The organism is Photorhabdus hainanensis, from assembly GCF_018448965.1.
GTDB classification, from domain to species: domain Bacteria; phylum Pseudomonadota; class Gammaproteobacteria; order Enterobacterales; family Enterobacteriaceae; genus Photorhabdus; species Photorhabdus akhurstii.
This window is the reverse complement of sequence record NZ_RCWD01000002.1, coordinates 95,853-117,656: the sequence shown is the minus strand read 5'-3', so window position 1 is coordinate 117,656 and position 21,804 is coordinate 95,853. Positions and strand designations below refer to the sequence as shown.

Genomic DNA, 21,804 nt, shown 5'->3' with positions numbered 1-21,804 from the left:
GTGTAAATTTTTGTTTAAAACAGTTAATAACGTAAATTTTATAGGTGTTCAACTAACATGATCGTGTAATTTATTTCAATGATTTTTGTTTAGATAAATTTTCCTTAATCAAGTTGTGGCGCCATGATAGTCAGATGTTGGAAGTTGAAATTAATATTTAATCATTAATTAATGGAGGGAAATATGTCACGTTCTATTATTTTGGTCGGTGATTCGACTTCGCATGGCGGCAAGGTGTTAGCCGGTGATGAAAGCTTTGGTGTGTTAGGGAAGAAAGCGGCTCGGGTCGGGGATGCGGTATCCTGTCCAAAATGTGGCGGCAATCAAACCATTGTGGAAGGGACGCCTAAAATAGTCAGCTCTAATGGGCAAATGTATGCATTGGAGGGAATGAAAATCTCTTGTGGCGCGACATTAATAGCTTCGCAAAGCCTATTTCAAGCATAGGATGGCGGTAAAAAAGGCCATATTCTGCCTGAAATAGGGTGAGTTGATTCAAGTACGGATGCTCAGTGTTTCATGATCTTTTTATAAACTACCTGGTTGACGTGGTGGATTACGGCCTGACATATTGGTCGTCGCACTGCGAATATCCCGACCAATGACATCAATACTCGCCTGAAATGGCGGGAATGGCAGAGTAATGCCGTGTTCGCGGAACCCTTGCAAAATAAGCTGGTGGACTTCATGGCGGACAGGCATTCGATGCCCCATTTCAGCAGCATAAATACGTAATTCAAATATTTGAATACCATGTTGAAGATCAACCAGATAGGCTTCAGGCGCCGGGTTATCAAGGATCAAAGAACTGCGTTTAGCCGCGGTTAACAGGATTTGGGTGACCTCTTCACAGCTAGCTTCTGCCGGCGCAGGAATTGTCAGCACGACACGAGTGATGGTGTCAGATAATGACCAGTTAATAAATTGTTCGGTAATAAAGGCTTTATTAGGAACAATGATCTCTTTTCTATCCCAGTCCGAAAGGGTTGTTGCCCGTGTATTGATCTTGGTGATGCTACCGGTCAGATTGCGGATAGTCACGGTATCACCGATACGGATGGGTTTTTCAAACAGTATCATCAGGCCAGAAACAACATTGGCGAAGATCTCCTGTAAGCCAAAGCCTAGCCCAACCCCTAGCGCCGCAACAAGCCATTGCAATTTTGACCATTCAATACCAATCAGAGAGAAACCCACCAGACCACCAATCAGAGTAATGGTGTATTTGGTGAGTGTGGTGATGGCAAAACCGGTACCTGGCGTAAGCTCCAAATGCTGTAGTAAGGCCAACTCAAGCAGTGCGGGCAGGTTACGCACCAGTTGGGTGGTGATAATAATCACCAAGATAGCAATCAAGACAGAACCTACGGTGATGGGTTGAACAGTTTCTACATTGTTTATTGTGGTGGTGACATCCCACAGTCGGATATTTTCTAGAAATGAGAAAGCGGAATGAAGTTCTGACCAGAGCCAAATGAGTGAAACCAAGGCAAGCAGAGTTAGAATTGAACGGACTAATCCCAGTGACTGAGCGCTGATGGCATCCAGATCAATAATAGGTTCCTCAACTTCAATGGCGCCTTCGATACTACTTGTTGAACCTGTTGAATCATCTTCTCCTTTGGCTCGTTGAGCCAGAATTTCCGCCCGTCGCTGTTTTGCCCGGTCAAAGGCGATCCGGCGTCGCTGAATCAGCATCCAACGACGGATAATATGGTAAATAACTAGCAGGAAGAACCAGATAGCAACGGAAGTCTCTAAACGCCCCAGCAATGCTTGTGATGTACTGAAATACCCCAGTATGGAAGCTAGCGCTGCGACTATCGGCGCGGAAAGTAAAATCCACCAGAGAGCGGTATTGATAACATTTTCGCCGTAGCCATTTTTATCCAGATAGAGCGGGACTCTTGCCCGTTTCAGGCTGTTAGTGATCAGGCTTAAAGAAATACACAGGATCAGGAAGCAAAGCCTGCCGAGTGTGGAAGAAAATTCTCGATCACTGTAGTGTTCAAAAGTTATCAATGCCATGACCAATGGCACAATGGCAAAGATAGATAGCTGGTAGAATCGTAAAGCCCGTTTAACGCGTTCTTCCGGCCAACGGAAATGGGCAATGAATAATCCATTTGGATGGGCGAAAGTGGCACTCAGCATGAAGATCCATAGAACGGGAGTCGTAGCACTGACGCCATAACCGATAGCGGTCGCCATAGGATACTGCCAGGCGCTTTGCAGCCCATAGCCAATTGCGGACCAAAGCATCGGCAAAGGTAACGCGACAACAACCGACCAGAATACGGTACGTAAAGTGAGGGAAAAGTGATCATAGGTGACTTTGCCGATACGATTACTGGCGCGTTCAAGGAATGCGTAATAATGGCGGAGAGAGCCGATGCTGAATATAACCAGGAAGAGCGTACCGAATAAGTACAGCAGCGTATCCTGAGTGGTCAGCATGACTATCAGGGCGCCGCTTAACTGAGAAAAAGTGTCTAGCGATAATAGACGGGTTAGATCCTGCACAACACTGATTGGGTAATTGAGCGAAACAGGATTAACATCCGCGACCCAGAATAGATAACGGTGTGTGGCCTCTTTAACTTCTGTTAGCGCGTCATTTAGCTGACTGGTAGCGACTTTCAGTTTGGTCAATTCAAGGATTTCACTGTCATAGCCAGATAATAATGAATTGAGTAATTCTTTGCGGGTGCGGGTAAGAGAATCATAAATCCGCTCTTGTTCAGCAGTTAACGCAACGTTGCTTTTCTGGACGGGTTTTGTCTCTTTTTGTAACTGATCCAACATGTCTTCGTATTTCAGGCGATCGACCCTAAATTTGATAATATTCCGATCAAGTTGCTGTGGTTTAGACATGTCAGGCAAGCGGGCAAGTTGAGTTTGGAGCGCTTCTCCGAGCGTTGTAGAGCCACCGAGCCATTGTGCTTGTTCACGAATGGTATTCAATGCTTGCCGGACCTGAATAATATCGCTAGCGGCTTGTCGCTGCTTTGAGCCGATGATATTCATTCGCTGTGCTTGCTGATTTAATTCTTGAGATAAATTCCGGTTCAGTTGTAATTCATCAAGCAGAAATTTTGGTAGTTGGTCACTTTGTTCCGCCAGCATCTCGGTATGTTCTAAGGCTAATTCTGCTTTTTGCTGGCGTTGTGCATTAAGTTGGCTACGGAGTTGTTGCAGTTCAAGATCAAGTCGATGATAGCGCTTTTTGAACAGTTCAACCCGCATACGGGAAATTTCCTGTCGATTATTCGCAGAAAGTTGAGCTATTTCGAGTTCATTGACTGTCGCTTTGTGGGCATTGACTTCGGCTTGAGCTAAGGCAAATTGAGCCTCTGCTAATGGGGTGGAGGGTGTTCCTAATGATTGCAGGCGAGAAGATGCTTCAGTTAGCAAGCGTCGCGCTTCTGATTGTTGTTGCGGTAATAGTACTAGAGAGTCACTGATTTCCCGTCCTTTGTCCTGCTCTTGCTGTAATTGCCCCCCTTGTTCTAGCAACCGACTGCTGACTTGAATGATCTGTTGCTCAATGCTTGCAATGGGTTGGTTAGCGGGAATTGGACGAGGCGTATCACTTTCAGAGAGTAATTTTTGACGAAGTTCTTTCGTGATTTTAGGAAAATCATCAATGGCGGTCTGATATTTCTGCGTTCTGTCATTAGCAGATTTAGTATCAGCAATCCAATTGAGAGCGCCTTGCAGCGCCTGAGCAACTTCTGCATCCTGTGGGTTTTTGCTGGATTCGATTTGTTTCAGTTCTTGTTTGAGCTGGTTTTCATCAAGTGGAATCGCAGCAAGAACTGGACTAATAATGATCAGGCTAAGCAATAAGCTGATAATCAGGCGCACGATAAAGGGCTCTCCTTGGAAAGGGATTAGCTTATGTTGTCAGTAGGTTCGTCAGGTATGATCGCTTGGGCTAACAGTTCGCCCATGCGGGTTGTGGAGCCACTGCTCAAATGCCCGGCTAGCTGTACGTGATTTGATGCAAACAGGTTAATGACGGTAGAACCCAATTTGAAACGCCCCATTTCTTCCCCTTTCTTGAAAGAAATTGCGCCAGTTGCACCGGCTTCGGGGTAAGTCCAGCGCTTGATAATGCCTTCCCGTGGTGGTGTAACCGTACCACACCAAGCCATTTCAATACTGCCGACGATAGTTGCACCAACCAGAATCTGTATCATGGGCCCAAATTGAGTATCAAACAGACAGATGACTCTTTCATTACGAGCGAACAGATTTGGTACGTTGGCGGCAGTCAATGGATTGACAGAGAATAGATCGCCTGGGACATAGATCATCTCTTTCAGTAATCCATCGCAAGGCATATGTACACGGTGATAATCTTTAGGTGATAAGTAAGTCGTTACAAACTGCCCATCACGGAATATCTCTGCTAATTGATGATTACCGGCGAGTAGAGCTTCAAGTGTGTAGTGGTGTCCTTTAGCTTGAAGGAGCTGGTATGTTCGGATATTGCCTAACTGGCTGATAGTACCGTCAGCAGGTAGCGCTAATTGGTGTTCATTGCTGACAATTGGGCGAATATCATCTTTTAATGGGCGGATAAAGAACTCATTGAATGTCGTATATGCTGAAAACTCAGGCGCTTTCGCTTCATTCATATCCACTTTATAAACACGGGCAAACGCTTTGATTGCCAGTTGAGTCAGCCAGCCAGCTTTTTTGTTAGCAAACCAGCCTGCCAGGTGAGTTATTCCCTGTTTAGGCAGTAAATAATGCAACCTGATTTTAATGTTATCCAGCACGTCAACCTCTTGGATTCTATTGGCAAAATTAGACAAAAGGGGGTATTGTACCTGTCCTTTCATTTGATGTCAGTTAGCTATCGTTATCTGTAAAAGTTTTGCGTGGTTTAATTTGATCCATACTGTCGAGAATACGGTGATAATTCTCAAAGCGTTCTTGAGTTATTTCGTTATCTTCCACTGCCTTCCGTAACGCACACTCTGGATCGTCCCGATGTTTACAATCACGGAATTTACAACCGCCCAGATAATCACGGAATTCGATAAAACCCAGAGTTACCTGCTCCGGTGTTAAATGCCACAGGCCAAACTCTCGAACTCCGGGAGAATCAATAACATCACCGCCATGTGGAAAATGATAAAGACGGGAGGTTGTTGTGGTGTGCTGACCTAAACCAGAAACATCTGAAACCTGATTGACCATAATCTCTGCTTCATCTTCTGGCAGGAGTGTATTGAGTAAACTTGATTTACCTACGCCAGACTGACCGGCAAAAATGCTGATTCGACCTGCAAGCATCTTCGTTAATTCTTCCATACCTTCGCCAGTATGGCTTGAGAGTTTCAATACTCTGTAACCAATGTTGTGGTATGTGGACATGATTTCGTTGACCCATTCACGGCTTTCTTCGTCCAACAGATCAATTTTATTCAATACAATCAATGGCTCAATGCCCAGCGTTTCACAGGCGACAAGGTAGCGATCGATAATATTGAGTGACAGTTCAGGAAGAATGGCTGACACAATCACTATTTGGTCAATATTGGCGGCGATAGGTTTAATACCATCATAATAGTCAGGCCGCGTAAGTACGGAAGTACGTTCGTGAACGGCTTCAACAATACCATTTACTTTAACATCTGCTTGTGTTTGCAGCGAAGGACGCCATACGACTTGATCGCCAGTGACCAATGAGCGGATAGTTCTGCGAATATTACAACGTTGTATAGAACCGTCTGCTGCCTCGACATCAGCATGTTGGCCAAAACGGCTGATAACCAGCCCTTCTTGAGGTTCACCTAACTGACTATCATCCATTTCAGGTTTATTATCCTGTCTTTTCAATCTTCGTTGATGATTTGCCTGTACCCGCCGTTGCTGGCCTTTGGATAGTTTATGTTTAGCCACCGAACCTCACTTGTTCCACACTTATCGCTGTTATTGCTTAAAAGCGCTATGATACACCATTAATAAGAACTATCTCTCCAATCTAGGATATAACATGTCAAAAAGTGAGCACAATCTTATCTGGATAGATCTGGAAATGACGGGCTTAGATCCAGAGCGGGATCGCATTATTGAAATTGCGACAATTGTCACTGATGCAAATTTGAATATCCTGGCGGAAGGGCCAGTCATTGCGGTTCATCAGTCTGATGAACAACTTGCTCTGATGGATAAATGGAATGTGCGCACCCATACGGGCAGTGGGCTGGTTGAACGTGTTAAGGCAAGTAAAATTGATGATCGTGAGGCAGAGAAAGCGACGATTGAATTTTTGGAAAAATGGGTTCCGGCAGGTGCTTCCCCCATTTGTGGTAATAGCGTTAGTCAGGATCGGCGTTTCTTGTTCCGCTATATGCCAGAATTGGAGGCTTATTTTCATTACCGCTATTTGGATGTCAGCACACTTAAAGAATTAGCCCGTCGCTGGAAGCCGGAAATCCTTGCTGGATTTAAGAAGCAGAATACTCATCAGGCGCTGGATGATATTCGTGAATCAGTTGCTGAGTTAGCCTATTATCGGGAACATTTTATTCAACTGTGAGTCAGAAAGTTTTATTTTCTGTTGGTATGATAACGCAAGTTTGGTGTGATGATTAATTAACCTGCGTTGGCGTTTAAATCGTCATTTGACCGGAAAGTTTGTTTTTTTGCGTTGAAAGGCTTGCGGGCGCAACGATTTTTCGTATAATGCGCTCCCCATACCGATGAAGAATTTCATAAGGTATGGATAGCGTACTAAAAGATATGCGGGAATAGCTCAGTTGGTAGAGCACGACCTTGCCAAGGTCGGGGTCGCGAGTTCGAGTCTCGTTTCCCGCTCCAAATTTTGATTTGGCATCAGTATGTTGTTTCTGGTTATTATTAGCCAGCCAGTGACGCGGGAATAGCTCAGTTGGTAGAGCACAACCTTGCCAAGGTTGGGGTCGCGAGTTCGAGTCTCGTTTCCCGCTCCAAGTTTAGATTCACAATTGATTTCTTGGGATTGATATATTATTTCAGGTGATCACCAGTCAGTAATGCGGGAATAGCTCAGTTGGTAGAGCACGACCTTGCCAAGGTCGGGGTCGCGAGTTCGAGTCTCGTTTCCCGCTCCAAGTCTTTCTTATCATGCAGATACACTTAGCAACCGGTGCGTAAGCAGGGTTTGCATATCCCGCCGACCATCAGCAATCACAAAAATTACCACCTGTTTACCTGTGATCTGGTAAATAACCCGGTAAGGTTTAAAAAATGTTTGGCGGAAGTCGCGGATCCCTAACTCCTGCAACTCCTTGGGATAATTGCCTTTTTCAGGAAAGTTAGCCAGACTGTCTGCTGTTTTCAGCAACTGATCCAATACATAATCAGCTTTCTCTGAACTGTCATTTTCGACAATGTAATCGTAAATGTCCTCTAAATCTGCTTCGGCATTTTTAGTCAGCATGACATGATATGGCATTAGGCGAACTTCCCCTTATTTTTTAAGCGTTGAACCACCTCCTTTACTGGTGTGACTTCACCTGCTTTAACTTGTTGTTGTCCTAGAGCTAAAATCTTTAACAACGCTATAGTTTCCTGAGTCTGCTCATAAGAGGCAATATCTTGAATCACCGCTTTTGCTTCGCCATTTTGTGTAATAATCATCGGTGAACGGGACTCAGTGAGTGTCGTCATCACCGTAGCTGCATTGGCTTTTAGGTAGCTAATGGGTTTGATCTGTTCTGAATAACGCATAGAATCCCTCACATCAAAAGGACTAAATAGAGACTATAAAAAGTCAACTTGTTGATTATAAAATCACCTTGCCAATTAAGCAAATGCTGATTTTAGAAAAGAGGGTGACTATAGATTTTTGTTGTTTTCACTCATTATTATTTTTTGGCTTATTTAGAAAGAGGTTATGAATTGCATTTCTCCGCTCCCATTTTTGCTATACAAATGTCTATTGAAGTCTCTTACATTCATGGTTTTTAGGTTCAGAGATCAGGTTTGCCATCAGGTCTCAGCAAGATCGACGCTTTTGTTTGTACCAAAGCGTCGATAGGATGAAACTTCTGGCTTATTTCCTGCAATTCTTTGCTTTTACTATATGATTGATCCCAAATTTAGATTCGTGTGGAATAAGTTTTTTACCGGTTGATCTCTTATTGCAGATCAGGATACCTCCGATGACGAGAGCGCCGCCGATGAACATTGGGAATGTTAATTTCTCGTCTAATAGTACTGCGCCGAGCAATACCGCGGTCAAAGGGTTAAGCGCAATGAATACACCGGAGCGAGTGGAACCAATTCTTTGGATTCCGTTGTAATACCAGATGTAGGCCACCGCTGAACCTACTGCGCCAAGATAAAGTAAGCTGGAGAGATCAGTCATGGATAATGCATGTATTGCGGATAAACTCATTTGACCTGTGAAAATGGCTGTTACAGTTAGCATGATAGCGCCTGCCAGGATGGAGTATGTAACGGTGTGTAGCGGGCCGATTTGGTTCACAATGTTCTTGCAGAAGACGCTATAAGCAACCCAGCTTAAAACACAACCAAAGATCAAAGTGTCACCCAACCAGTTATCTTCTTCTCCAATTGTCAGTTGTGGCGTTTTGCTAAAAATTACGATCATTGCTCCGAGCAGACAAAGAATAATTCCCAGTATTTTCAGTGACGATTGTCTTTCCTTATAAAAGAAATATGAAAAAATCGCCATTACTGCTGGATTCAGTGCCACGATAAGTGAAGCTCTGGAGGCAGTTGTGTGATGCAGACCATAAAAGAAAAAAAGGTTGTAGGCGTATATTCCGCAGAGGCCCAGTCCAATGATTTTCAATAGTTGGGATAGATTAATCTTGACGAACATTTTTCCTGATAAAACGAGGAAGATAATGAGCGTTATGCCCGCAAGAATAAATCTGAGGCTTGCTGATAACAAGGGAGGTGTCTCGACAGAAATGTATCGACCTGCAACAAATGTTCCGCCCCAGATAATAGCCACAAGAGACAGCTTGATATAGGTTGAGTAGTTGTTGACCGACTGCGTTGATGCGTGGTTGCTTTTCATGTTTGTCAATGTCGCAATTTATAGGGTGGAGGATGCTTTCAAGGCGGCGTATTCCATAGTCTGGTCCAATATTTCACGTTGAGCGCGGCTACCTCCCAATAATGGCCATTTTTCATAGCTGAGACGAAGTTTATTTAGACACTCCTCATAGTGCCTAGATGTAAATAATAAGATCGCTTTAAGGACGTCTATCCCTGTGGAATGTGTGTCTGGTTCGATGCCAAATCCATCGCTTTCCGCGATCAGCTTCTCAATAAGAAAAGACTGATTTGTTGCAGAAAAAGCGAGTGCTGCATGTATTTTGTGGAAGTAAGAGGTGGATGAGCTGATGCTGCCTGTCCAAAGAACAGCAAGACGTTCCCATATTGGTTGGAAGTTAGTGTCGGCAGATTTGAGCCTAAGTTGCCACAAGAATTCTACGGCGTCCAAATCTTGTTTAGCAAATGGATTGTCTTTTAGCGCATATAATTCATCAAAAGCTTGCAATGCCAGCGTGATTTCATCGGATCGTTCATACGCAATCGCGAGATGCCAGTATACATGCATTCCCATTCCGGCGTTGGTGATCCAATGTTCTTTGCAGTTGGTCAGGAAGTGACAAAGTTCTTTCCAGCGACCTAGCTCATGCAAGGCATGTGCGACAGCATGAATGCCATAGATATTGTCCGGCATTAATTTAACAGATTTAAAACCAACCTCTAAGGCATCATCAAAACATTGAGCTTCACAAAGGACGAATGATTTTATGGAAAGATAATACGGATAGAGGTAGTGAGTGCTAACAATGTGTTCGTCACAATAAAGCAGAAGAGACCTCAGGTTGGTTGTTTTGCCAGTGCAGAAATCAAGCATGTGAATAAAGAAGAGCGCGACAATATCCGATGGGTATGCTCGAATATGTTGGGTCAGAAGCGATCTCGCGTTATCGTAATCAAATTTCACCCATGCGCTGAATGCCTTATGGATAAGGCAAAGCTCAGGGAGAGAAAGGTCGTGTTCGTTCATTTGAGTTAATGTGATTTTGAATTTATAAAGTTCTTTCATCTCGCAAGAGGTGATTGCATCAAATCCCATCAGGAGTTTTTTGTAGGTTCGCTGAGTGTCATTCATTGGAATAAATTCGTCTGAAAATCCACGGAGGGATAAGAACGTGCTGTTTATTTCCGGCCATATGGAAGATGAACCATCAGAAGGCCATTGGTAACTCATAAAATCCCCTTTTTTAATTAATTATGGTTTGGAAACTCTGTTGAGCGTTCAGCGAGCATGCCTCGCCTACTGTTTTATATCCGCATTGCATATACTTATTCAGATGTATGATCATGCGGAAATGAGTGATTACTCAAGGGGGAGATAATGACTTTAACTCAGCTCGAAATTTTTGCTGTTGTTGCTGAACGGAAGGGCTTTACCTTGGCTGCGGCCCAACTCAAGATCTCTCAGTCTGGGGTTTCCCATGCCATCAGACTCCTTGAACAGGAGCTTGGCGTAGAGCTGCTACATCGGCATCAAGGAGTTGTCGAACTGACAGATATAGGAGAAAGTCTGCTACAAAAAGCTCAGGCCATTCTTGGTCTGGCTGAGGCCATGCGGCAAGAGGCTGCGGATGCTCGGGGGATGAAACGAGGTACGTTGCGAATCGGGTCGTTTGGACCGACTTCATCCTTATGGCTGTTGCCAAAGGTACTGGCCGATTATCGCAGGCTTTACCCCGGCATTGAGGTCCATATTGATGAGGGACCAGACAGGCAGGTTGTGCAGTGGCTTATGGATAGACGAGTGGATGTGGGATTTGTGACCTTGCCGGAAGATCAATTCGACACTTACCCGATTCTTGAAGATCAGATGGTGGCTTTGTTGCCGATAGATCACCCTTTGGTATTGCAGGATTCGGTAACGTTGAAAGATCTGTGTGTTGGACCATTCGCGTTGACAGAAGCGGGATCGGCTGAACTGGTTTCCAGGCTTTTTTTATCGGCAAGATTGCAACCTAATATTCGTTATCGGACGTCTCAATTGTTAAGTACTTTGGCTGCGGTTGAACGTGGGGATGCGGTGACGATTGTTGCCGAGTCATCTCTGCCGCTGGCTCGTGATGTTCGCTATGTCAAGAAAGCGCTGAATCCAAAAGTGAAACGACATGTCGGGTTGGCTGTGTTTGATGAACGTCAATCATCACCGGCCACTAAAGCATTTATCGCATTGGCGACTAAAAAATTTCGTATGGTGAGTTCGGCTGTCTCCTTGGCTTCCAGAGAACTCGTTAGTGAATGAGCTCAGCTTTATAGCACGCTACCTCCTTCCGCTAGCATATATTGCTCTTGAAACGCGAAAGAATTGTCTAAAGTAACTTTCCTATCAATGACCCGAAGCCATGAGGCTTCAGGTCGGGTTGCTTAATACTGATAATCAACTTTGATCATATTGTAATGGGACGGGTAAACGGGGTAAGTACCTCCGTTGAGAATCCCGCTAATTCTAAAGGAACCTTTGGCATCATGGCCGCTAAAGGCATTTGTGGTGCTATTGAGGGCGCCGGAGACATCCAGGCATTGCGATGGAGTGGATGAATATCGTGGGGTGTAACAAACGTTGAAAGTCTGAGTTGTCGCACCATTGCTATATAAACCGATATTCCAAGATACTGTCGTGATAGTTGCCCTTGTCGGTACCGAAGAGGGCGTGGTAAAGAAATTTGAGTTGGTGTAGCCAGCAGCATAAACATTTGGGGCACGGTTCGTTTGTGACCACATGCTGGTAGCGGCAAAGGAGATCTGAGCTGTGGTTAACGCTAGAAAACCTACTGCAATTTTGGTAAATCTTTTCATTCTTCAATCCTCATTGCTAGTGAGTTATCTGACTGTTATCTGCATGCAACCGTTGCGCGACATCCAATATGATTGGCGCACATGAAAATTGCTTGCTTATTGATTCCTATGGTTGTTCAAATCTTCCTTGATCACGTAAAAAGAATCTCACTGGAATAACAGTGGATCAAGCGAAGGCTTTGGTTGAATGTCTGAATCTGTGCGCTGGTTGCACCGATATTGTGTGATGTTTATGCCTAAAGGGGTATTGTTTGGTTGTATATTCTTTGTCTTTTTTGACATCGGTAGCCAGCCTTATGTCCTGATGGTACTCAGTTCATCGTGTGGTATTTATAGGGGTAAAGAAAGTACTATTCTTTAATTGCAAAATATTTTTTCAACTTCTGCTTGCCAAACGTTTTTGGGTAGTACATAATGCACTCCTTTCGTCAGTGAGGTATGGGAAAAATATCTGTTGAATCAATGAATTAGCTGATATTCAAGGAATTTATCTCCCGCTCCAAGTTTCTTCCTCAGTAGTTGTGCTCACTTATTTTAGATTTGATTTTTGGGTTATATCTTCATAGTACAGATTTCTATTTTTTATCCACAGCTCGGAAGCTGGTTTCTCAGTAAATAAGTATGATGCTTTAAAATTATCACACAGACTTATCCACAGGCTGTTGCGTCTGAATTTTTCTGATTTTGAATGTTATAAAATGAGTATTTATTTTGTAACTCTTTGATAGTTTTTCAGAATGATACTTTGTTAAGAAATGTCATATTGATCACTTGCGCTTTTTTTGAGCATTGATCGGCAAGGGGTTTTTATTTTATTCACAGGAAAATTATCTGAATCTTTTTATGCGTTATAGAGATGGCTAATAATTAAGCATCTCTGGGCAAGCCCTTGGTTATCGCTCTAATAAGTCGTTTCTGTTGTGGTGTTTGTACATTAATAGTATTCGTTTTACGGCGAATGATTTGCTGTTCAATAGCCCAATGAATATGTTCATCTAGCATGGTGTTTAATCCAAGTTTTTGTTGCAGAGCCAGAACGATATCGTATTGATAGGGGGCGTTTCCTAAAGCAACAGTAATATTGCGTAGCCAGCGTAAATAACCAATGCGGCGAATTGCAGAACCTTCCGTTATCCGTAAGAATTTCTCTTCACTCCAATTGAATAAATCCAATAGCTTTGGTGTATGTAATATTGCACGAGGGCTGAAATCATCTTCATCTGTCAATTGGGAAAAGCGGTTCCAAGGACAAATAATCTGGCAGTCATCGCAACCATAAACACGATTTCCCATCAGTGGACGAAATTCCTCAGGAATAATACCCTCTAATTCAATTGTGAGGTAGGAAATACAACGGCGGGCATCAATAGTATAAGGGGCGATAATTGCACCGGTTGGGCAGGTTGTCATGCAGGCGACACAGCGTCCACATTGCTCTTTTTGTGGAAGATCTATCGGCAGGGGAAGATTAATCAGCAACTCACCGAGGAAAAACCATGAACCAGCTTCTCTATTAAGAATAAGTGAGTGTTTACCGACCCAGCCTAATCCGGCTTTGGCGGCGAGTGGGCGTTCCATTATGGGTGCTGAATCAACAAAAGGTCGAAAATTAAGGACTCCCTGATATTCGAAGTCATGGCAGTAGTTTTGGATTTGTTCCCCTAGTTTCTTAAGACGTTGGCGCAGTAGTTTGTGATAATCTCTTCCTAGAGCATAACGGCTGATATAACCGAGTTCAGCGTCGTTTAGCGTGCTGGCAAAAGAAGCTTTAGCAGGGAGGTAATTCATTCTTACACTAATAACTCTCAGTGTTCCTGGTAAAAGTTCATTCGGGCGAGCACGCATCATGCCGTGGCGTTTCATCCATGCCATCTCTCCGTGATATTGTTTATCTAGCCATTCCTGAAGTTTTGTCTCTTCTACCGATAAATCAGTATCACAAATGCCAACTTGTTGGAAACCAAGAGAAAGACCCCATTGTTTGATATTGGCGGCTAAAAGATTAAGATCGAGAGGCGTTGTCATGATAAATCGGTTTATACTGCAAGGCGTCGCAGTGTAGCATAATTTGTTTCAAGCCAAAAATAGTGGGTTTGATAATGAAACTGAGCAGAAGATGTTAAATGTTGATAATAGAGGTGTGTTAGGGTTATCGTTTTGGCTGATGAATTAATAAAACAACAGATATTATTCGATGAAAGAACTTGTTTTATCACTTAAAGATGAAGATGCGACAGTTTCTCTTGGAAGCGCGGTTGCTGCTGCCTGTAATAGTGGTAGTGTAATTTATTTATATGGTGATTTGGGGGCTGGTAAAACTACGTTTAGCCGCGGTTTTTTACACTCCTTAGGTCATAAAGGGCATGTAAAAAGCCCAACTTATACTTTGGTTGAGCCTTATGCTTTAATACCGAGGCCGGTTTACCATTTCGATCTTTACCGATTGGCAGATCCGGAAGAGCTGGAATTTATGGGAATACGTGATTATTTCCATCAAGATGCCATTTGTCTGGTGGAATGGCCTCAGCAAGGAGAAGGCGTATTACCGGACGCAGATATTGAATTACATTTGAGTTACCAGCCAGAAGGGCGACAGGCACATTTTATTGCTTTGTCTAAATATGGCGAGAGCCTGTTAGATAATTTGAAATATTTATAAGAGATCACCTGACCATGACGCGTCCTTTAGTCGCAAAAATGATAAAGAAATGGCAAGTCAGTTTTATGGTAATGGGCTGGCTGTTTATTATGATAAACAGTTTAGTGGTAACAACCGCAACAGCGGCGACTTTATCCAATATTCACGTCAGTAACAGCATAAATGAATCTAAAGTGACGATGGTTTTTTCAGGTGGTCGCCCTAATTACAGTGTTTTTCCATTGCATTCGCCAGAGCGTTTAGTGGTAGATATCCATCAATCAGAAAAAATTGTTGGTTTACCCATGAATCTACCGGGGCAGGATTTAGTGAGGAAAATCCGTTCCAGCCAGGCACCTGATCGACAAAAGAAACGCATTGTATTTGAACTAAATAATAAAGTTAAAGTCAATTCTATAGTACAGCGGTCGGGTAGTGAATATCGGGTGATTTTTACCCTGCGGGCTTCTGGGGTATCGACTGGTAAGTCTGTTTTTAGAGAGAGTTCACAAGCAGCTACGAGTAAGCCATCACTTACTAACAACAAATTGCAGACGACCAAACAGGCTGCTTTGCAGGCAACTTCTAAGGACAGTCAGCGAGTCGTTGTCGCTATTGATGCAGGACATGGTGGTCAAGACCCTGGTGCGATTGGGCAACGTGGATTGAAAGAGAAGAATGTGACTATCAGTGTGGCGCGCAAACTTGAAGCATTGTTACGCAATGATCCTATGTTTAAACCCGTTCTGACCCGTAACGGAGACTATTTTATTTCTGTTGCTGGTCGTTCTGAGGTTGCGCGTAAACATAGCGCGAATATGTTGGTTTCTATTCATGCAGATGCAGCCCCTAATCGTAGTGCGCGTGGTGCTTCTGTCTGGGTGTTGTCAAACAAGCGTGCAAACAGTGAATTGGGTAATTGGCTTGAGCAGCATGAGAAACAGTCTGAGTTACTGGGTGGCGCAGGAGATGCATTGGCAAATGGTACCGATCCCTACTTAAGCCAGGCGGTGCTGGATCTGCAATTCGGTCACTCCCAACGGGTGGGTTATAACGTTGCAGTACAGGTTTTAAGTGAGTTGCGTAAAGTCGGCTTATTACATAAACGTTCACCAGAACATGCTAGCTTAGGAGTGTTACGTTCACCGGATATTCCTTCAATTTTAGTGGAAACGGGATTTATCAGTAACTCAGCAGAAGAAACACTGCTTGGTTCCAATGATTTTCAGGATAAGCTGGCAAGTGCTATCCATCGAGGATTGCGCAACTATTTTCTAGCGAATCCATTACAAGCGGCACCTAAAACAGCCAAGAAGTAAAGGTTAAGTATGGCGATCAAGATCCTACCTCCTCAATTAGCAAACCAAATAGCGGCTGGCGAAGTCGTAGAACGCCCTGCATCAGTTGTAAAAGAGTTGGTGGAGAATAGCCTTGATGCTGGCGCTAGTCGTATTGATATTGAAATTGAGCGTGGTGGAGTAAAACTGATTCGTGTCCGTGATAATGGCTGTGGTATTAACCATCAGGATCTTGCGCTAGCGTTGGCTCGTCATGCTACCAGTAAGATCGCCACACTAGATGATTTGGAAGCCATTATCAGTATGGGATTCCGTGGGGAGGCGTTGGCGAGTATCAGCTCAGTTTCGCGTCTGACATTGACTTCCCGTACGGAAGAGCAGCATGAAGCTTGGCAAGCCTACGCGGAAGGGCGGGATATGACGGTGACAGTGAAGCCGGCGGCACATCCGGTAGGCAGTACTGTCGAAGTGCTGGATCTGTTTTATAACACCCCTGCACGGCGCAAATTTCTGCGAACAGAAAAGACAGAATTTGGTCATATTGATGAAGTTGTCAGACGTATTGCACTGGCGCGCTTGGATGTATTGATCAATTTACATCATAACGGTAAGTTGGTGCGCCAATACCGGCCAGCGAAAGATGAATCACAGTATGAACGACGGTTGGCTTCCATTTGTGGCACCGCTTTTATGCAACGGGCTCTTTCTCTTTCCTGGCAGCATGACGATTTATCGATCAAAGGATGGGTTGTTGACCCGATGAATGCTGAGGCGAATGGAGATATTCAATATTGTTATGTAAACGGGCGTATGATGCGCGATCGCTTAATTAATCATGCTATCCGTCAAGCTTATCAAGATTTGCTCCGAGGAGAACAACAGCCTGCTTATGTTTTATATTTGGAGGTTGATCCGCATCAGGTGGATGTGAATGTGCATCCTGCGAAGCATGAAGTTCGCTTCCACCAAGCCCGTTTGGTACATGATTTTATCTATCAGGGTGTAACCGCCGTATTAAAACAGCGTGGAAGCGGCGCTGAATTGGATATAGCTTGCTGTGAGCCTGCGCCGGCATGGGAGCCGGAAAACCGTCCGTCAGCAGGGGAAAATCATTTTTCCCGGCAAAACAATGCTACACCTGCGGCAGCATCGTCACCAAAAGAGGTTTTGTCAAGTAAAGGGAGTGTTGGGGGCTTTCGCAGTGGTGAAAATCGCCAATATCATGGAGATCATTATCAGAAACGTCAGGGTGAGGTGTATCAGAAGCTGATGCAGTCTGTCCCTGAACCTGAAAGCAAAAGAGAGCTGTTTCCGGCAAGAATCGCTCCGGTTATGGCAGAAAAGGTTACTTCGGCTCCTGTTCAGGTTAAAAATAGCAGCCATAGTTTTGGTAAGGTATTGAGTATATATTCATCGTACTATGCTTTGATTGAATCTCCATTGGGAATTGGGTTGTTATCTTTGCCGGTAGCTGAACGCTGGTTAAGGCGAGCACAGTTAACACCAACAGAGCAAGGGCTGAAATCGCAGCCACTGTTGATACCGTTGAAACTCGCTTTTAGTAAAGAGGAAGCCGATGCTTTAAATCGCTATAGTGACTTATTGGGTTCTTTTGGTATTGAAGCCTCTATATCTCATGGAAAAGCGACACTACGTGCGGTATCGTTACCATTACGTCAACAAAATCTGCCTAAATTAATTCCTGAGTTGCTAGGTTATTTAGCACAACAGCCATCAGCATCGACAGAACAGGTTGTAACTTGGCTTGCTTGTCATATCGGCAGTGAATATGAAACGTGGAATGTTGCGCAGGCGGTACAGTTATTAGCGGATGTTGAGCGTCTTTGCCCACAACTGGTAAAATCTCCACCAGATGGGTTATTACAATTAATTGATTTACAAGCAGTGGTGGCATCTCTTACTCATGAGTGATCAGAAGACTCAACATCTACCAACGGCAATTTTTGTTATGGGGCCGACGGCATCAGGCAAAACAGCTTTATCTATCGCTTTACGCCAGCATCTTCCGGTGGAATTGATCAGCGTTGATTCTGCGTTGATCTATCGTGGAATGGATATCGGCGCCGCCAAACCAACAACCGAAGAGCAAGCGTTGGCGCCTCATCGTTTAATCGATATTCTGGACCCTTCTCAATCTTATTCGGCTGCTGATTTCCGTCGCGATGCGTTGAAGGAAATGGCGGAAATTACCGCCTCTGGCCGTATTCCTCTGTTGGTTGGAGGAACGATGCTCTATTTCAAGGCGTTACTTGAAGGTTTATCGCCTTTGCCTTCTGCTGATCCAGTTATTCGGTCGCAAATAGAACAACAGGCGGCAGAGCAGGGATGGGATGCATTGCATCAGCAATTACAGAAGATTGATCCGGTAGCGGCGTTAAGAATTCATCCTAATGATCCACAGAGGCTTTCTCGGGCACTGGAAGTTTTTCTTATTTCGGGTAAGACTCTCACTGAACTGACTGAATTATCAGGAGAATCGCTGCCTTATCATGTTCATCAATTTGCTATTGCACCGGTGGATCGTGAGGTTCTTCATCAACGCATTGAGGCGCGTTTTCATCAAATGCTTGAATCAGGGTTTGAAGAGGAAGTTAAAGCACTTTATGCTCGTCATGATTTGCATGTGGATTTACCTTCTATTCGTTGTGTTGGTTATCGTCAGATGTGGTCTTATCTTTCCGGCGAAATTGACCACGATGAAATGATTTATCGCGGTATTTGTGCGACGCGCCAGTTGGCAAAGCGTCAGGTAACTTGGCTCAGAGGTTGGAAGTCGGTTCATTGGTTGGATAGTTCTCAACCAGAGCAAGCTTTAAGCACAGTTATGCAGGTTGTTAGTGCATAGGTTTATTGATTGTGTACAATTGATGAGTACCAAAGCGCAATTTTTGAGTAGTTCATTTTTTCGAACCTTTAGGTTCTTAGTTAAAAACAACAAAATAAGGAAAATATAGAATGGCTAAGGGGCAATCTTTGCAAGATCCGTTCCTGAACGCGTTGCGGCGTGAAAGGGTCCCGGTTTCTATTTATTTGGTCAACGGCATCAAATTGCAGGGTCAGATTGAATCTTTTGACCAGTTTGTCATTTTACTGAAAAATACGGTTAGCCAGATGGTTTATAAACATGCCATCTCTACTGTTGTACCTTCCCGCCCGGTTTCTCATCACAGTAGCAATACGAGTGTAGGGGCGAGCGTAGGTAATTATCATTCTGGTGGCGTTTCTGCTCCGGCGGCACAACAGGAAAGTGATGGCACTGAATAAGCTTGAGAGCGGTAATAGAATGAAGAAAAACATAGGTAGGGGGTTTTACCTATGTTTTTTCCTGTAGCTTTTTACTCAGCCTGAGAGGTCGCACCTTTGTTTGAACGTTATGAAGGCGGCGAACAAGCCGTTGTGGTGCATGTTTTTTTCTCGCAGGATAAAGACACAGATAATCTCAGTGAGTTTGAATCACTGGTAACTTCTGCTGGTGTAGTTCCTGTGCAAATTGTCACGGGGAGCAGGAAAGCCCCTCATCCAAAATATTTTGTTGGAGAAGGTAAAGCGGAAGAGATTGCTGAGGCGGTACAGGCTAGCGGTGCTGATGTTGTGTTGTTTAATCATGCACTCAGTCCTGCGCAGGAGCGCAATCTTGAGCGGCTCTGTCAGTGTCGAGTTATCGACCGCACCGGCGTGATTCTGGATATTTTCGCCCAACGGGCGCGGACTCACGAAGGGAAGTTACAGGTAGAATTGGCGCAGTTACGTCATCTTTCTACCCGTCTTGTCCGGGGATGGACTCACCTTGAACGTCAAAAAGGTGGGATTGGTTTGAGAGGACCGGGGGAAACGCAGCTTGAGACGGACCGGCGTTTATTACGGGATAAAATCCGTCAGATCCTGAGTCGTCTGAGCCGGGTTGAGAAACAGCGCGAACAGGGGCGTCAAGCGCGAAATAAAGCGGATATACCGACGGTTTCACTGGTGGGATATACCAACGCCGGTAAATCAAGCTTGTTTAACCGCATGACGGCTGCTGAGGTTTATGCGGCTGATCAATTGTTCGCTACGCTGGACCCAACGTTGCGACGGATTGAAGTTAATGATGTTGGTACGGTGGTATTGGCTGATACGGTTGGCTTTATTCGTCATCTGCCTCATGATCTGGTAGCGGCATTTAAAGCGACATTGCAAGAAACCCGGCAAGCAACATTGTTGCTGCATATTGTTGATGCTGCGGATAGCCGCATCGACGAAAATATTGCCGCTGTTGACAGCGTACTGGAAGAAATTGAAGCGCACCAAATTCCGGTACTGTTGGTGATGAATAAGATTGATATGTTGGAAAGCTTCATACCGCGTATTGATCGCAACGAAGATAACTTACCGGTTAGAGTTTGGTTGTCTGCGCAAACCGGTGAAGGTATCCCGTTATTGTTACAAGCGTTAACGGAGCGTCTTTCGGGTGAAATTGCACACTACGAATTGCGTTTGCCGCCGGAAGCTGGTCGTTTACGCAGCCGCTTCTATCAATTGCAAGCAATAGAGAAAGAGTGGATAGAAGAGGACGGTAAAGTTGGTATCGAAGTGAGAATGCCGATTGTTGACTGGCGCCGTCTATGCAAACAAGAACAGGATTTGTTTGATTATGTTGTCTGATGTGCCTGTCAGGTGAATATCAGAAAACTTATGTGATTGAGAGTCGGCTTGTTTATAAGAGACTCTTGGCCTGAAAAACCAATCATAAAAGAATGGAGCTAAAACATGGCGTGGAATCAGCCCGGAAACAACGGACAAGACCGCGACCCGTGGGGGAGCAGCAATAATAGCGGCAATTCCGGCGGGAACAAAAGTGGTCGAAACCGTGGGGCATCTGATCTCGACGATCTGTTCCGTAAGCTGAGCAGTAAACTCGGGGGTTTTGGTGGGAACAAGGGCGGTAATGGTTCTGACCAAGGGGCAAAATTTGGCGGGCGTATTGTTAGCCTTGTCGCTGCTGCTGTCGTCGTGATCTGGGCCGCTAGCGGTTTTTATACGATTAAAGAAACAGAACGTGGTGTTGTTACCCGTTTAGGTAAATTTAACCATATTGTGCAGCCTGGTCTGAACTGGAAACCCACATTCATTGATGAAGTTGTTCCAGTTAATGTGGAATCTGTTCGTGAATTGGCAACCGCGGGCGTGATGCTGACATCAGATGAAAGTGTTGTTCGCGTGGAGATGAACGTACAGTATCGTGTGACTGATGCTGCCGCTTATCTTTATAGCGTGACAAGTCCTGATAATAGTCTGCGTCAGGCGACGGATAGCGCGGTACGTGGTGTTGTTGGTAAATATACGATGGATAAAATCTTGACGGCAAACCGTATGGTTGTCCGTGATGATACTCAGCGTGAGTTGGAAAAGACGATTCTTCCGTACCGAATGGGAATAACCTTGTTGGATGTTAACTTCCAGGCTGCTCGTCCGCCGGAAGAAGTTAAGGCCGCCTTTGACGATGTTATTGCTGCCCGTGAAAATGAACAGCAGTCTATTCGTGAAGCGGAGGCTTATTCGAACGAGGTCTTGCCACGTGCGAAAGGTGACGCTCAACGTATCATTGAAGAGGCGAAAGCTTATAAGGCTCGCGTAGTATTAGAAGCGCAGGGGGAAGTGGCAGGCTTTGCCAAAATGCTGCCTAGGTATAAAGAGGCGCCTGAAATTACCCGTGAACGTCTGTACATTGAAACGATGGAAAAAGTGTTGAGTCGTACCCGCAAAGTTATTGTTAATGATCACAACAACAATTTGTTGGTATTGCCATTAGAGCAGATGTTACGTGGTGATGCTTCTGGTGTTAAAAAAGAGGGGACAGCTCAATCAGACAATATAGTCGCTTCTGAACCGCGGGTTACTCGTCCAACTTTGCCTTCAAGTTCAGGCCGAGGAGCGAATTATAGCCGAACAGATAATCTGCGTAATGACATTATCAGGGTAGGGAGATAATAA

General features: G+C 44.5%; 20 protein-coding genes and 3 tRNA genes. 14 read left to right on the top strand and 9 right to left on the bottom strand.

What is annotated here, in order from left to right; translation table 11 throughout:
- The first annotated feature begins 183 nt into the window (after positions 1 to 183).
- Positions 184 to 447: a PAAR domain-containing protein gene (locus tag EAE92_RS02135; RefSeq protein ID WP_214066872.1), complete on the top strand. Its 264-nt coding sequence runs from the start codon at positions 184 to 186 to the stop codon at positions 445 to 447.
- An 81-nt stretch (positions 448 to 528) separates the two neighbouring features.
- Here the strand turns inward: EAE92_RS02135 and mscM are convergent, their stop codons facing one another.
- From mscM to rsgA, 3 genes are all read right to left on the bottom strand, one after another.
- Positions 529 to 3,867: a miniconductance mechanosensitive channel MscM gene (mscM, locus tag EAE92_RS02130; protein ID WP_214066871.1), complete on the bottom strand. Its 3,339-nt coding sequence runs from the start codon at positions 3,865 to 3,867 to the stop codon at positions 529 to 531.
- A 26-nt stretch (positions 3,868 to 3,893) separates the two neighbouring features.
- The gene (asd, locus tag EAE92_RS02125) at positions 3,894 to 4,787 is read right to left on the bottom strand and encodes an archaetidylserine decarboxylase (RefSeq protein ID WP_214066870.1); all 894 of its coding nucleotides are present in this window, start codon (positions 4,785 to 4,787) and stop codon (positions 3,894 to 3,896) included.
- 73 nt (positions 4,788 to 4,860) lie between these two features.
- Positions 4,861 to 5,916, bottom strand: a complete 1,056-nt coding sequence (gene rsgA / locus EAE92_RS02120) for a small ribosomal subunit biogenesis GTPase RsgA (RefSeq protein WP_214066869.1) — start codon at positions 5,914 to 5,916, stop codon at positions 4,861 to 4,863.
- 94 nt (positions 5,917 to 6,010) lie between these two features.
- Between rsgA and orn the strand changes: the two genes are divergently transcribed.
- The 4 genes from orn (at position 6,011) to EAE92_RS02100 (ending at position 7,109) form a co-directional block, all read left to right on the top strand.
- Positions 6,011 to 6,556 carry an oligoribonuclease gene (orn, locus tag EAE92_RS02115; protein WP_040151115.1) on the top strand — a complete coding sequence of 182 codons (546 nt, stop codon included), beginning with the start codon at positions 6,011 to 6,013 and terminating at the stop codon, positions 6,554 to 6,556.
- Between the two features lie 205 nt (positions 6,557 to 6,761).
- A tRNA-Gly gene (locus EAE92_RS02110) sits at positions 6,762 to 6,837 on the top strand.
- A 55-nt stretch (positions 6,838 to 6,892) separates the two neighbouring features.
- Positions 6,893 to 6,968: transfer RNA gene (locus EAE92_RS02105), tRNA-Gly, on the top strand.
- A 65-nt stretch (positions 6,969 to 7,033) separates the two neighbouring features.
- A tRNA-Gly gene (locus EAE92_RS02100) sits at positions 7,034 to 7,109 on the top strand.
- 11 nt (positions 7,110 to 7,120) lie between these two features.
- Here the strand turns inward: EAE92_RS02100 and EAE92_RS02095 are convergent.
- The 4 genes from EAE92_RS02095 to EAE92_RS02080 form a co-directional block, all read right to left on the bottom strand.
- Positions 7,121 to 7,453 (bottom strand): type II toxin-antitoxin system RelE/ParE family toxin, encoded by a 333-nt coding sequence (locus tag EAE92_RS02095; protein WP_036810050.1) that lies wholly within the window; start codon positions 7,451 to 7,453, stop codon positions 7,121 to 7,123.
- Positions 7,453 to 7,728 (bottom strand): type II toxin-antitoxin system Phd/YefM family antitoxin, encoded by a 276-nt coding sequence (locus EAE92_RS02090; protein WP_214039508.1) that lies wholly within the window; start codon positions 7,726 to 7,728, stop codon positions 7,453 to 7,455. The genes EAE92_RS02095 and EAE92_RS02090 overlap by 1 nt, the downstream gene beginning before the upstream one ends.
- A 325-nt stretch (positions 7,729 to 8,053) precedes the next feature.
- Complete coding sequence (locus tag EAE92_RS02085) at positions 8,054 to 9,049, bottom strand: DMT family transporter (protein ID WP_214066868.1); 996 nt, start codon at positions 9,047 to 9,049, stop codon at positions 8,054 to 8,056.
- Between the two features lie 18 nt (positions 9,050 to 9,067).
- Positions 9,068 to 10,258 (bottom strand): tetratricopeptide repeat protein, encoded by a 1,191-nt coding sequence (locus EAE92_RS02080; RefSeq protein WP_214066867.1) that lies wholly within the window; start codon positions 10,256 to 10,258, stop codon positions 9,068 to 9,070.
- A 147-nt stretch (positions 10,259 to 10,405) separates the two neighbouring features.
- Between EAE92_RS02080 and EAE92_RS02075 the strand changes: the two genes are divergently transcribed.
- Positions 10,406 to 11,323: a LysR family transcriptional regulator gene (locus EAE92_RS02075; protein ID WP_214066866.1), complete on the top strand. Its 918-nt coding sequence runs from the start codon at positions 10,406 to 10,408 to the stop codon at positions 11,321 to 11,323.
- Positions 11,324 to 11,445: 122 nt separating this feature from the next.
- Here the strand turns inward: EAE92_RS02075 and EAE92_RS02070 are convergent, their stop codons facing one another.
- On the bottom strand, positions 11,446 to 11,877 hold the full coding sequence (locus EAE92_RS02070) for a flagellar protein FlhE (protein WP_214066865.1): 432 nt from the start codon (positions 11,875 to 11,877) through the stop codon (positions 11,446 to 11,448).
- A 187-nt stretch (positions 11,878 to 12,064) separates the two neighbouring features.
- Here EAE92_RS02070 and EAE92_RS02065 point away from each other — a divergent pair, with 187 nt between their 5' ends.
- Entirely contained in the window at positions 12,065 to 12,238 is a 174-nt protein-coding gene (locus tag EAE92_RS02065) for a hypothetical protein (RefSeq protein WP_160169988.1), read from the top strand.
- 506 nt (positions 12,239 to 12,744) lie between these two features.
- Here the strand turns inward: EAE92_RS02065 and queG are convergent.
- Positions 12,745 to 13,902 (bottom strand): tRNA epoxyqueuosine(34) reductase QueG, encoded by a 1,158-nt coding sequence (gene queG, locus EAE92_RS02060; RefSeq protein ID WP_036776655.1) that lies wholly within the window; start codon positions 13,900 to 13,902, stop codon positions 12,745 to 12,747.
- A gap of 169 nt (positions 13,903 to 14,071) precedes the next feature.
- Here queG and tsaE point away from each other — a divergent pair, with 169 nt between their 5' ends.
- The 7 genes from tsaE to hflK all read left to right on the top strand — a co-directional run bounded on the left by tsaE (position 14,072) and on the right by hflK (position 21,801).
- A complete protein-coding gene (gene tsaE, locus EAE92_RS02055; RefSeq protein WP_036776614.1) occupies positions 14,072 to 14,536 on the top strand; it encodes a tRNA (adenosine(37)-N6)-threonylcarbamoyltransferase complex ATPase subunit type 1 TsaE in 465 nt (154 codons plus the stop codon).
- Between the two features lie 14 nt (positions 14,537 to 14,550).
- Positions 14,551 to 15,834 (top strand): N-acetylmuramoyl-L-alanine amidase AmiB, encoded by a 1,284-nt coding sequence (amiB, locus tag EAE92_RS02050; protein ID WP_246544963.1) that lies wholly within the window; start codon positions 14,551 to 14,553, stop codon positions 15,832 to 15,834.
- A gap of 9 nt (positions 15,835 to 15,843) precedes the next feature.
- Positions 15,844 to 17,745, top strand: a complete 1,902-nt coding sequence (mutL, locus tag EAE92_RS02045; RefSeq protein ID WP_214066864.1) for a DNA mismatch repair endonuclease MutL — start codon at positions 15,844 to 15,846, stop codon at positions 17,743 to 17,745.
- Positions 17,738 to 18,679 carry a tRNA (adenosine(37)-N6)-dimethylallyltransferase MiaA gene (miaA, locus tag EAE92_RS02040; RefSeq protein ID WP_214066863.1) on the top strand — a complete coding sequence of 314 codons (942 nt, stop codon included), beginning with the start codon at positions 17,738 to 17,740 and terminating at the stop codon, positions 18,677 to 18,679. The genes mutL and miaA overlap by 8 nt, the downstream gene beginning before the upstream one ends.
- A 110-nt stretch (positions 18,680 to 18,789) precedes the next feature.
- Positions 18,790 to 19,098, top strand: coding sequence for an RNA chaperone Hfq (gene hfq / locus EAE92_RS02035; RefSeq protein WP_011148654.1), 309 nt, complete (start codon positions 18,790 to 18,792; stop codon positions 19,096 to 19,098).
- 96 nt (positions 19,099 to 19,194) lie between these two features.
- The gene (gene hflX, locus EAE92_RS02030; RefSeq protein WP_214066862.1) at positions 19,195 to 20,475 is read left to right on the top strand and encodes a ribosome rescue GTPase HflX; all 1,281 of its coding nucleotides are present in this window, start codon (positions 19,195 to 19,197) and stop codon (positions 20,473 to 20,475) included.
- A gap of 105 nt (positions 20,476 to 20,580) precedes the next feature.
- A complete protein-coding gene (gene hflK, locus EAE92_RS02025) occupies positions 20,581 to 21,801 on the top strand; it encodes an FtsH protease activity modulator HflK (protein WP_214066861.1) in 1,221 nt (406 codons plus the stop codon).
- Positions 21,802 to 21,804 lie beyond the last annotated feature (3 nt).